This window comes from Pelomonas dachongensis (assembly GCF_043555865.1).
GTDB classification, from domain to species: Bacteria; Pseudomonadota; Gammaproteobacteria; order Burkholderiales; family Burkholderiaceae_C; genus Pelomonas; species Pelomonas dachongensis.
This window is the reverse complement of the sequence record NZ_JBIGHY010000004.1, coordinates 45,832-57,275: the sequence shown is the minus strand read 5'-3', so window position 1 is coordinate 57,275 and position 11,444 is coordinate 45,832. Positions and strand designations below refer to the sequence as shown.

Below are 11,444 nucleotides of genomic sequence, written 5' to 3'. Positions count from 1 at the left end.
CAACCGGCAACACAGCTCAGTCGTGGCTGCGAAGCGGGCCGCATGAATGCAACAGTCGCCCTTTTTGAATGATATTGATTCTCATTTGCCAGCCTACAATGCCAGCACAACCTCATCCCCGGCCCTGCTGCGACGCTGCCCTCTTGCAGGCGATGCGCGCAACGCCTGCCAACCACCATGAACAAGCCTTTCACGCTGACGGCTGTCGCCGTCGCCTCCGCCTGCGCCCTGCTCGGCGCCGTCCACGCGCAGACCACCCCCGCGCCCACGCAGCAGATCGAGTCCGTTGTCGTGACGGGCAAGCGCGCCAACCGCATCTCCAAGGGCGCAACCGGCCTGGCGATGGAGCTGAAGGACACGCCGCAGACCATCAGCACGCTGGACAAGGAAGACATCGCCAACTTCGGCCTGACCGGCAGCAACGAGGCGCTGGCCCTGGCCACCGGCATCAACGTTGAGCTGTGGGAGACCAACCGCGCAACGTTCAATGCGCGCGGTTTCGACATTCAGCTCACGCAGCTCGACGGGCTGGGCATGAGCAACTCTTGGGGCACCGTGGTCGGCCGCGAGGACACGTTCGTGTTCGACAAGATCGAGCTGATCCGCGGCGCCAATGGCCTCCTGACCGGCGTTGGCAACGCGTCCGGCACCATCAATTACGTGCGCAAGCGCCCCACCAACGAGGACGGCGGCGAGGCCAACATCGCCTTCGGCTCATGGGGCAAGAAGCGCATCGGGCTGGACTACAACAAGGTGCTGAGCGATGACGGCGCTTGGGCCGCCCGTCTGGTGGTGGCGCACGAGGACAAGGACTCCTACCTGCGCGATCTGAAAGACCAGCGCACCACCGTCTACGGTGTGGTGGACGGCCAGATCGGCCGCAACGGGGTGCTCACCGTGGGCGTGACGGCCACCGATTCCAAGCAGGACGGCGCCATGTGGGGCTCGCTGACGCTGCGCCGCTCCGACGGTACCCAGGCGGACCTGCCGGTAGGCTCGTCCACCGCGCAGAAGTACAACTACTGGAACGTCGAGTCCCGCAGCGCCTTCATCGAGTACGCGCATCGCCTGTCGGACGACTGGGAAGCGAAGGTCACCTACAACAACCGCCAGGGCAAGGAATCGACCAAGCTGTTCTACGTCTACGGCACGCTGAATCCGGACAACACCGGCCTGATCGGACAGCACTACCGCAGCGAAGGCGACACCAACAACCAGACGCTGGACGTGAACCTCAGCGGCCGCTTCAGCGCCTTCGGTCGCAAGCATGACCTGCTGGTGGGCCTGAACCGCTCTGAGGAGGAGCTCAGCACCGACACCTACGTGCCAGGCGGCGACTGTCTGGCCGGCTACGCGAATCCGTCGCTGCCAGCCCAACCCTTCGGCGGCGATGCCGTGCCTGAGCCCACCTGGGGCCAGCGCACCACCTGCACAACCGGCGAGCAGTCGCTGACCCGCCTGTATGTCGCCTCGCGTCTGCAGCTGACCGACGCCTTCAAGGCCATCCTGGGCGTCAACGCGATGCGTCATGTGCGCGGCGGCCAGTCGCGTTACGGCAGCGGTGGCAAGCTGCTGGACCCGAAGACGCAGGAAGTCAGCCCCTACGTCGGCTTCACCTACGACATCACGCCCGACGTGCTCGGCTATGTGTCGTACTCCGACATCTTCCTGCCGCAGGAACAGGCTGACATCAACGGCGACCTGCTGGCGCCGGTGAAGGGCATCAACACCGAGGTCGGTGTCAAGGCTGAATGGCTGAACAAGTCGCTGCTGACCACGTTCGCGCTGTTCACCGCCAAACAGGAAGGCCTGGCCACCTACGCCGGCGTCAATGCTGCCGGCCAGTGGTGGTACAAGCCGGTGAACGTCGAGTCCAAGGGCTTCGAGATCGAAGCCACCGGCCGCCTGGGCAAGGATGCCAAGATCACGACCGGCTACACCCGCCTGATCCTGACCGGCGACGACGGCAAGGACATCTACGAATGGGTGCCGCGCAACACGTTCAACGTCCGTGTGGACAGCGGGGTACCTGCGCTGCCGGCGCTACGAGTCGGCATCGCTGCGCGCTGGCAGTCGGACGTGTCCAAGGCCTTTGGCCCTTCCCAAGGCGCTTATGTGAAAGCTGACGCCTTCGCGGCCTACAGCCTGAACGACCGCGCCACGCTGCGCGTGAACGTCAACAACTTGTTCGACAAGAAGGCCGTTGGCGGCCTGCAGTCCGGGGCGATCTACATCCCGCCGCGCCACTACAGCGTGTCGCTGAGCTACAAGCTCTGATGCGGCAGCGCCCCGGCCGCACGCCGGGGCTGGCCCTCACGAGGGCTCAATCGCCGCCTGCGCCAGCGCGCGCTCGAACGCGCTGCGGCTGGGCGTCTCGACGAACACGCAGCGCTTGCCGTGGCGCTTGCAGTGGTCCTTCACGCGCCAGTAGGCGTCGTGGCTGATGCAGCCGGTCTGGCAGATCACCAGGTCGGCCGCAGCCAGTTGCGGCTCCAGCTGCGCGGGCTTGTGCTCGCTGCCGCCGTCGTGGTGCAGGAACTGCGCGCCGCAGACCTCCACCGCCTGCCGGTACTGCGGCACGCTGCCGCCACGCCCGCCCACGCACAGCACCACGCGGTGCTCAAGCTTGACCGGCACAAGCGGCAGCTCGCATGCCGCTGCCACGGGTGCGGGCTCCGCATCGGCCACATCTGCCGGCAGCGCCGCGCGTGACGTCAGCCGGTGGACCTCGCGCTGCAGCAGCTGGTTGCGCGCCGCCTGCTCGGCCAGCCGCTCGCGTAGCGCTTCGCGCTCCGGCAGGTCCGGCCGTGCTGCCTGCCATTGCTGCAGCTGCTCCTGCGCATGCGCGAGCTGTGTCTGCAGCGCGATCACCGCGCCACGCTGCTGCATGCGTTCCTGCTCCCAGGCCTGCTGCTCACGCGCGCGCTCCTGGCCCCAGGCCGTGACGCGCTGTTGCGCTTCGGCGTAGTCGCGCATCAGCGCCTGGTGCTCGGCCGCGAGTTCGCGGTGGCGCGCCAGATCCACGCGCTGCGCGGCGCCCACCTGGTGCTGCAGCATGTGCACCTGGCCGAGCACGCGCATCTCCAGCCACTCGTCGCAGCGCGCATGCGTCAGCGTGGCCCACAGCGCGCCGGCGATGCCCTCGCTGTGCAACGCACGGCCGCGCCACCAGGCCATCAGGCTGTCGCGACACTTGGCCTGCGCGGCAGCGCGCACATCCAGCGTGAAGCGCTGCTCCAGGTCCTTCTGCAAGGCCTCCGCCACCGCATTGCGGCGTGCGGCTGCGGTGACGAGGCTGCAATGCAGCGTGTAGTCGTCTTCGTCACCCTGCAGCACCAGCAGCTTCTTCGCCAGCTGGCGCACGCGCTCCAGCGGCAGGCAGACGCCGATGACGGGACAATGAGCATGGCTGCCCAGCTCCCAGAGCCGGCGGCGGCGCGAACCGGTGGTGGGGGGCAGTGCCGCATGCGCGGCGCAACAGGCTTCGGCCATGGGCAGGCTCCGGTGGGAAGCGCGGGCTCGCGGCGGCTGGCTGGCGCGGGTGTCGAATGGCGACAGGGACGGCTTACTTGGTCAGGATCAGCTTGCCCAGACTGGTCACGCGCAGGCGGTAGACCTGCTGCCGATGGACGATCAGCACCTCGCCGCGCGGGCCCAGTAGCGCGTCACTGTCGATGCGCGGCAGTGGAGCAACGTCGGGGCGCGACGCCGGCGTCGCAGGCGTCTGGCGGGAGTGGGGGTCAACAAGCATGTCGCCACTTTAATGAGAGCGATTCGCAATTGCAAGCGAATCTCATCTTCAAGCCAGGCCCGCCCGGCGGCCGTCGTTCAGCCGCGCTGGCGCTCGCTCTCGTAGAGGCAGATGGCGGCAGCGGCGGCGACGTTCAGCGACTCCTCGCCACCCGGCTGCGGGATGCCCACAGTCAGCGCGCAGCGCGCCATCAACGCAGGCGACACGCCCTGGCCTTCATGCCCCATGACCCACGCGCAGGGCGAGGGCAGGCTCACGCGGTGCAAAACGTGCTCCGTGTGCGAGCTGGTCGCGATCAGCGGCACCTGGAGGGCGGCCAGATCATCTGAGGCCAGGCCTTCCACGAGGCGCAGCCCGAAATGTGCGCCCTGCCCCGCCCGCACGACCTTGGGCGACCACAGCGCCGCCGTGCCCTTCAGCGCGAGCACCTGGCGCACGCCGAAGGCCGCCGCGCTGCGCAGGATGGCGCCCACGTTGCCGGCGTCCTGCAGCCGGTCCAGCACGACGCTTGCAGCGTCAGCGGCGATGGCCGGCGCTGCGGGCAGCGTCAGCTCGGCACCGATCTGTGCGGGCGACTCCAGGCCGCTCAGGCCCTTGAACAGCGCGGTAGGCACGACCAGCGCGCGCGGCGCGGCCCCGGCGAGCGCCGCCAGTGCCGGGTCCTGCATCGCGCCTTCGGTGAGCACGACGAGCGCCGGCTGCCAGCCGCGCTGCAGCGCCGCGCGCAGCAGGTGGTCGCCTTCGACCCACACGCTGCCGGTCTTGCGGTAGCCCGCCGAGTCGGCCGCTATCTTGCGCAGCCGAACGAGCGCCGGGTTGTCGCGCGAGGTGACGGGGTCCAGCTTCATGCCAGCGTGTTGGTCGTCACGTCGATGCAGACGTTGCGCACGGGCGCAAAACTGCGGCGGTGCCACGGGCTGGCGCCATGCGCCTTCAGCGCGGCCAGATGCTCCGGCGTGCCATAGCCCTTGTGGGTCGCAAAGCCATACTGCGGATGGCTCTGGTGCATCTGCTCGCAGAACAGATCTCGCGCAACCTTGGCCAGGATGCTGGCGGCGGAGATCGCCTGCACGGTCGCGTCGCCCTTCACGATGGCCTCGGCGCTCATAGGCAGCACGGGCAGGCGGTTGCCGTCAATGCGCACCAGCGTCGGCTTCAGTCGCAGGCCGTGCACGGCGCGCTGCATGGCCAGCATCGTCGCCTGCAGGATGTTGATCTGGTCGATCTCCTCAGTCGTCGCGTGTGCGATGCAGCAGCACAGCGCCTTCGCGCGGATCTCGTCATAGAGCCGGGCGCGTTTGGCAGCCGTCAGCACCTTGGAGTCAGCCAGCCCCTGGATCGGCTGCAGGTCGTCGAGGATGACGGCGGCGGCGAACACCGGCCCGGCCAGCGGCCCGCGGCCGGCCTCGTCCACACCGGCCACGAGGCCGGACGGCGTCCAGTCGAGCATCACCTGCTCAGGCACCGATAAGCGTCGCGATGGCATCGCTGGCACGCCGCGCGGTGTCTTGCCGCAGCAGCTCGTGGAGTTGGACAAAGCGCGCGTGCAGCGCAGCGCGGCGTGGTGCATCGGCCAGCAAGGCCTCGGCCTCGCGGGCGAGCATCTCGGGCGTGCAGTCGTGCTGGATCAGCTCGGGCACCAGGAATTCGCGCGCCAGGATGTTGGGCAGGCCCACCCAAGGCAGCAGGCCCTTGCCCTTCATGCGCCACCAGTTCAGCGCGTTCATGCGGTAGGCGATGACCATGGGCCGCTTGAACAGCGCCGCCTCCAGCGTGGCCGTGCCGCTGGCCACCAGCGTCAGGTCGCAAGCGGCCAGCACGGCGTGGGACTGGCCGTCGATGAGCTGGATGTCGGCACCCTGCAGCATCGGCTCGACGAGGCCGCGCAGGCCCGGCACCACCGGCATCACGAAGCGCCGGCCCGGTCGCGCCAGCAGCTTCGCAGCGCCGATCAGCGCGGGCGCGATGTAGTTGATCTCGCTCTTGCGGCTGCCGGGCAGCAGCGCGATGACGGTGTCGCCCTCGGCCAGGCCCAGCGCCTCGCGCGCAGCCGCACGCGGTGGCTCCATCGGGATGGCGTCGGCCAGCGGATGGCCGACGTAAGTGGCGCCGATGCCGGCCTGGTGCAGGATCTCGGGCTCGAACGGGAACAGGCACAGCACGTGGTCGGCCGCGGCCTTGATCTTCTCGACCCGCTCTGGCCGCCAGGCCCAGATGGACGGGCAGACGAAGTGCACGGTCTTGATGCCCGCCTCGCGAAGCCGCGTCTCCAACCCGAAGTTGAAGTCAGGCGCGTCCACACCGATGAACACATCGGGCCGGTTGGCGATGAGCCGCGTGCCCAACTGCTTGCGGATGGACAGCAGCTCGCGGATGTTCAGCAACGCATCGACATAGCCGAAGATGGACAGCTTGGTGTGCGGCCACCAGGTCTCAAAGCCCTGCGCTATCATCTTCGGGCCGCCAATGCCCTGCGAGGTCAACTCGGGCCAGCGTGCGCGCAGACCATGCAGCAGCAGACCCGCGAGCAGGTCGCCGCTGGCCTCGCCGGCCACGAATCCGAAGCGTGGCGCTGGTCCGCTCATTCGCTTCAGCGCACGATGCCGCGTGTTGACGCGGCAAGAAACCCGAGCATGTTGTCGATGTCACCATCGGCTGCACCGCCCTCGGTCCCCTTCAACGCCGCGATGGCCGCCTTGGCCTCATCCAGCGTGTGGCCCGTGCGGTACAGCAGTTTGTAGATCTGGCGGATGACGCCGATGCGCTCGGCGCTGAAGTCGCGGCGCTTCAGGCCCACCACGTTGACCGCCCGTGCCGCCAGCGGGTTGCCGTCCACCGTCATGAACGGCGGAACGTCCTGCGCCACGTGGGCCTGGAAGCCGATCATTGCGTGGTCGCCGATGCGCATGCGCTGCAGGATGCCGGTCAGGCCGCCGATGGTGACGTGGTCTCCCACGTGTACGTGTCCGGCCAGCGTGGCGTTGTTGGCCAGCACGCATTCGTTGCCGATGACCACGTCATGCGCCAGGTGGCAGTAGGCCATGATCCAGTTGTCATTGCCCACCGTCGTCTCGCCGCGGTCCTGCACCGTGCCGATGTTCAGCGTGCAGAACTCGCGGATGGTGTTGCGGTCGCCGATGACCAGCGTCGTCGGCTCGCCGGCGTACTTCTTGTCCTGGTTGGCGGCGCCGATGGAGCTGAACTGGAAGAAGGTGTTGTCGCGGCCAATGGTCGTGTGGCCTTCGATGACGACATGAGGGCCGACCTGCGTGCCGGGGCCGATCTTCACGTGCGGGCCGATCAGCGAATAGGCGCCGACCTCGACGCTGCTGTCCAGCTGCGCTCCGGGGTGGACGATGGCGGTGGGGTGGATGGCCATCGCGTGCGACCTCAGGCTTCGAGCCGGCGCATCGTGCACATCAGCTCGGCCTCGGCCGCGAGCTGATCGCCCACCAGCGCGCGGGCGCTGAACTTGTAGATGCCGGCCTTCGCGCGGCCCAGCGCCACCTCCAGCACAAGCTGGTCGCCCGGTTCGACCGGGCGCTTGAAGCGTGCGCCGTCGATGCCGGCGAAATACACCACCGACTTCTCGTCCAGCACCATGTCCTTGCTGCGCAGTGCCAGCAGCGTCGCGGCCTGGGCCATGGCTTCGAGGATGAGCACGCCCGGCATCACGGGCCGGTGCGGAAAATGGCCGAGGAAGAAGGGCTCGTTGATCGACACGTTCTTGATCGCGCGGATGCGCTCGCCCTTGACCAGCTCCACCACACGGTCCACCAGCAGGATGGGGTAGCGGTGCGGCAGGCGCTTGAGGATGTCGTGGATGTCCATCGTGATCGTCTCGGTCGTCATTTTTTTTCCAGCGCGCGCACACGCTCTCTCAGGGTGTGGAGCTGGCGCAGCGTTGCCGCATTCTTCTGCCAGCTCGAGTTTTCTTCGAAGGGGTAGGCGCCGCTGTAGGCCCCGGGCTGCGTGATGTCCCGCGTCACCAGCGTGCAGGCGGTGATGTGCACGCCGTCCACGATGTTCAGGTGGCCGATGATGTTGGCAGCGCCACCGATGGTGCAGTTGGCACCCACCGTCGTCGACCCTGCGATGGCGCCGCAGCCGGCCATGGCCGTGTTTCGGCCGATGCGCACGTTGTGCGCGATCTGGATCAGGTTGTCCAGCTTCACGCCATCCTCGATGACGGTGTCGGCCAGCGCGCCGCGGTCGATGCAGGTGTTGGCGCCGATCTCGACGTCGTCGCCGATGCTGACGTTGCCGAGCTGCTCGATCTTCACGTAGCCCTGGCTTGAAGGTGCGAAGCCGAAGCCGTCGGCGCCGATGACCACGCCGCTGTGCACCAAGCCGCGCGCGCCAATACAGCAGCCGTAGCCGAGCACGACCCGAGGCGCCAGGCGAGTGTGCGCGCCGACGCGGGCGCCACGCTCGACGACGCAGTGCGCGCCGATGCGGGCGTGGTCACCGATGACAGCGCCTGCCTCGATGACGGCCAGCGGGCCGATCTCGACACCCTCACCGACCTGCGCCTCGGGCGACACGACGGCACTCGCGTGCACACCGACCGCGGCAGCGGGGCGCGTGCGCGCGGCCCACCACTGCGTGAGGCGGGCGAAGTACAGATAGGGTTCGGGCGTGACGATGGCCGCGCCACGGGCGGCAGCCGCCTCGGCGAACGCCGGCGCGACGATGACGCAGGCGGCCCGCGTCGTCGCGAGCTGGGCCCGGTAACGCGGGTTGGACAGGAAGCTGATGCTGCCTTCGCCCGCCTCGTCGAGCGGCGCGATGCCCGTGATGCGCAGATCGGACCCGCCAAGCAAATCGCCGCCCAAGGCGGCGATCAGTTCGGAGAGCGCGACGGTCGTCGTGCCCATCGTGACAGCTTTACTTCTGCGCGTTCAGCGTGTCGATCACCTTCTTGGTGATATCCACACGCGGGCTGAAGTGGATGGCGTCCTGCAGGATCAGGTCGTACTTCTCGGCATCGAAGATTTGCTTGATGACCCTGTTCGCCTTCTCGACCACCGCCGACAGTTCCTCGTTCTTGCGCTGAGTCAGGTCTTCCTGCCATTCACGCTTCTTGCGCTGCAGGTCGCGATCCTGCTCCACCACGTCACGCTGGCGGCGGCCACGCTCGGCTTCGGACAACGTTGGGGCGTCCTTCTCGAGCTTCTCGGCAGCGCCGCGCAACTTGGTTTCCAGATCGCGCAGGTCTTTCTCGCGCTTGCCGAACTCCGTCTCCAGCTTGATCTGCGCGGCCTTCGCCAGGTTGGCTTCGCGCAGCACGCGTTCGCTGTTGACGTAGCCGATCTTCAGTTCCTGGGCTTGCACGGCCGAGGCGGCCACCATCATCGAAGCGGCCAGGGCCACCGATTGCAAGAGCTTGCTCATCATCAGAATGCAGTCCCGATCTGGAATTGGAATTTCTCGATTCTATCCTTGCCGGATTTGCGAATCGGCTTGCCGTAACTCAACCGCAGCGGCCCCATCGGCGAGATCCAGGAGAGGCCGATACCGGCCGACATGCGCAGCATGTCGCGTCCCTCGTTGGCCTTGTCGTCAACCAGCGTCTTCCAGTTGAGCTTGGCCTCCGGGCCCCACACGCCGCCCATGTCCATGAAGCCGAAGATGCGGAAGCTCTTGTCATTGCCGCTGCCGGGCACCGGCAGGTACAGCTCGGCATTGACGTTCAGGCGGCGGTTGCCGCCGATGTACGAGCCGGTCGGATCCACCGGTCCCAGCGAGCCGGCCTCGAAGACCCGCACGGAGCCCAGGCCGCCGCCATAGAAGTTCTTGAAAATGGGGTAAGGGCGGCTACCCAAGCCCTCGCCCCAACCCAGCTCGCTGTTGAGGCCCAGAGTGATCTTGTTGGTGATCTCGAAGTAGCGCTGGTACTGCAGGTTCAGGCGCCCGAACCGCGCATCGCCCACCGCACTCAGCTCGAAGTTGACGCGCTGGTAGACGCCCTTCATCGGCGTGATGACGCTGTCGCGGCTGTCACGCTGCCAACCGATCGTCAGCGGCACGGAGTTGCTGCGCTGGCCGAACTGGTTGACGAACAGCAGGTAACTGTTGGGCAGGCCCTTGGAGGTCGTGATGTCGGTCTGTTCGTAGCCGAGGCCGAAGAACACCGTGTCGACCTCGGAGAACGGCACGCCGAAGCGCAGCGCGCCGCCCTTGGTGACGTACTCGTATTCCTCGCCCAGCGTGTTGATGGGCTTGGTGGTGCGGTAGAACACGTCGATGGCGCGCGACACGCCGTCCACCGTGAAGTACGGGTCCACCGTGGAGATCTGGAACTGCCGCCCCGTGCGCGCCGTCGCAACGTCGATGCCGAGGTAGTTACCCGAGCCGAACACGTTGTCCTGGCGGATGGAGCCGGAGAAGGACAGCTTGGTCTGGCTGGAGTAGCCGGCACCGACCGTGATGGCGCCGGTCGGGCGCTCGACGACGGTCAGGATCACGTCGACCTGATCCTGCGCACCCGGCACCTCCTGGGTGTCGATGGAGACTTCCTTGTCCTTGAAATAGCCCATGCGCTCCACGCGATCGCGTGAAGCCTTGATCTTCTGGCCGTCGTACCAGGCCGATTCGAACTGGCGGAACTCGCGGCGGATGACCTCGTCCCGCGTGCGCGAGTTGCCCGAGATGATGACCTTGCGCACATAGACGCGGCGCTGCGGCTCGGCCACGAACGTGACCATCACCTGACCGGTGGCGCGGTCGATCTCCGGCCGGCTGTCGACGCGCGCGAACGCGTAGCCATAGGTACCGAACAGGTCGCTGAACGCGCGCGTGGTGTTTGCCACCGCCTCGCCCTGGTAGGCCTGGCCGGGCTGCAGGAACACCAGGTGCTTGAAGTCTTCCTCGCGGCCCAGGAAATCGCCTTCCAGCTTCACGCCGGTGACCGTGTACGGCTGACCTTCGCTGATCGTGACAGCGATGCTGATGCTCTGCTTGTCGGGCGAGATGGTGACCTGCGTGGAGGTGATCGCCACTTCCAGGTAGCCACGGTTCAGGTAGTGGCTGCGGATGGTTTCCAAGTCCGCGTTCAGCTTGGCGCGCGAATAGCGGTCGGTCTTGGTGTACCAGGTCAGCCAGCCGCTGCTGGTCTGCTCCAGCAGGCCGAGCAACGTGCTCTCGGAAAACACCTTGGTGCCCAGGATGCGGATCTCGGCGATCTTGGCCGGCTCGCCCTCGGTCACGTTGAAGCTGACGTTGACGCGGTTGCGCTCGATGGGGGTGATGGTCGTCGTGACCTCGGCGCCGTACAGGCTGCGGGTCAGGTACTGGCGCTTCAATTCCTGCTCAGCGCGGTCGGCCAGCGCCTTGTCGAAGGGCTTGCCCTCGCCGATGCCGACGTCCTTCAGCGACTTGGACAGCGCCTCGGTGTCGAACTCCTTCAGACCGACGAAGTTCACGTTGGCGATGATGGGACGCTCGTCGATGATGACGACGACCGCGTCACCCTCGATGTTGATGCGCACGTCCTTGAACAGGCCCGTGGCGAACAACGCGCGCAACGCGGCGGCGCCCTTCTCGTCGTTGTAGGTGTCGCCGATGCGGAACGGCAGCGAGGCGAAAACGGTGCCCGGATCGGTGCGCTGCAGGCCCTCGACGCGGATGTCCTTCAGCACGAAGGGATCGACCGCCCAGGCTAGCCCCGACTGAAACATCCCCAACAGGGCCA

General features: G+C 67.2%; 11 protein-coding genes. 1 reads left to right on the top strand and 10 read right to left on the bottom strand.

Features of this window, described 5'->3' with window-relative positions; all coding sequences use genetic code 11:
• Positions 1-177 precede the first annotated feature (177 nt).
• Entirely contained in the window at positions 178-2,277 is a 2,100-nt protein-coding gene (locus ACG02S_RS12370; RefSeq protein WP_394470771.1) for a TonB-dependent siderophore receptor, read from the top strand.
• A gap of 36 nt (positions 2,278-2,313) precedes the next feature.
• Here the strand turns inward: ACG02S_RS12370 and ACG02S_RS12365 are convergent, their stop codons facing one another.
• The 10 genes from ACG02S_RS12365 to bamA form a co-directional block, all read right to left on the bottom strand.
• Entirely contained in the window at positions 2,314-3,492 is a 1,179-nt protein-coding gene (locus tag ACG02S_RS12365; RefSeq protein WP_394470770.1) for a DUF2325 domain-containing protein, read from the bottom strand.
• A gap of 73 nt (positions 3,493-3,565) precedes the next feature.
• Positions 3,566-3,751, bottom strand: a complete 186-nt coding sequence (hemP, locus tag ACG02S_RS12360) for a hemin uptake protein HemP (RefSeq protein ID WP_394470769.1) — start codon at positions 3,749-3,751, stop codon at positions 3,566-3,568.
• A gap of 77 nt (positions 3,752-3,828) precedes the next feature.
• Positions 3,829-4,599 (bottom strand): TrmH family RNA methyltransferase, encoded by a 771-nt coding sequence (locus tag ACG02S_RS12355; protein ID WP_394470768.1) that lies wholly within the window; start codon positions 4,597-4,599, stop codon positions 3,829-3,831.
• Positions 4,596-5,237, bottom strand: coding sequence for a ribonuclease HII (gene rnhB, locus ACG02S_RS12350; protein WP_394470767.1), 642 nt, complete (start codon positions 5,235-5,237; stop codon positions 4,596-4,598). The genes ACG02S_RS12355 and rnhB overlap by 4 nt, the downstream gene beginning before the upstream one ends.
• Positions 5,209-6,336 carry a lipid-A-disaccharide synthase gene (lpxB, locus tag ACG02S_RS12345; protein ID WP_394470766.1) on the bottom strand — a complete coding sequence of 376 codons (1,128 nt, stop codon included), beginning with the start codon at positions 6,334-6,336 and terminating at the stop codon, positions 5,209-5,211. Before lpxB ends, rnhB begins: the two co-directional genes overlap by 29 nt.
• A gap of 5 nt (positions 6,337-6,341) precedes the next feature.
• A complete protein-coding gene (gene lpxA, locus ACG02S_RS12340) occupies positions 6,342-7,130 on the bottom strand; it encodes an acyl-ACP--UDP-N-acetylglucosamine O-acyltransferase (RefSeq protein WP_394470765.1) in 789 nt (262 codons plus the stop codon).
• An 11-nt stretch (positions 7,131-7,141) separates the two neighbouring features.
• The gene (gene fabZ / locus ACG02S_RS12335; protein ID WP_394470764.1) at positions 7,142-7,603 is read right to left on the bottom strand and encodes a 3-hydroxyacyl-ACP dehydratase FabZ; all 462 of its coding nucleotides are present in this window, start codon (positions 7,601-7,603) and stop codon (positions 7,142-7,144) included.
• Complete coding sequence (lpxD, locus tag ACG02S_RS12330) at positions 7,600-8,628, bottom strand: UDP-3-O-(3-hydroxymyristoyl)glucosamine N-acyltransferase (RefSeq protein WP_394470763.1); 1,029 nt, start codon at positions 8,626-8,628, stop codon at positions 7,600-7,602. The genes fabZ and lpxD overlap by 4 nt, the downstream gene beginning before the upstream one ends.
• Before the next feature lie 10 nt (positions 8,629-8,638).
• Entirely contained in the window at positions 8,639-9,148 is a 510-nt protein-coding gene (locus tag ACG02S_RS12325; RefSeq protein WP_394470762.1) for an OmpH/Skp family outer membrane protein, read from the bottom strand.
• The gene (gene bamA / locus ACG02S_RS12320; protein ID WP_394471139.1) at positions 9,148-11,430 is read right to left on the bottom strand and encodes an outer membrane protein assembly factor BamA; all 2,283 of its coding nucleotides are present in this window, start codon (positions 11,428-11,430) and stop codon (positions 9,148-9,150) included. Before bamA ends, ACG02S_RS12325 begins: the two co-directional genes overlap by 1 nt.
• Positions 11,431-11,444 lie beyond the last annotated feature (14 nt).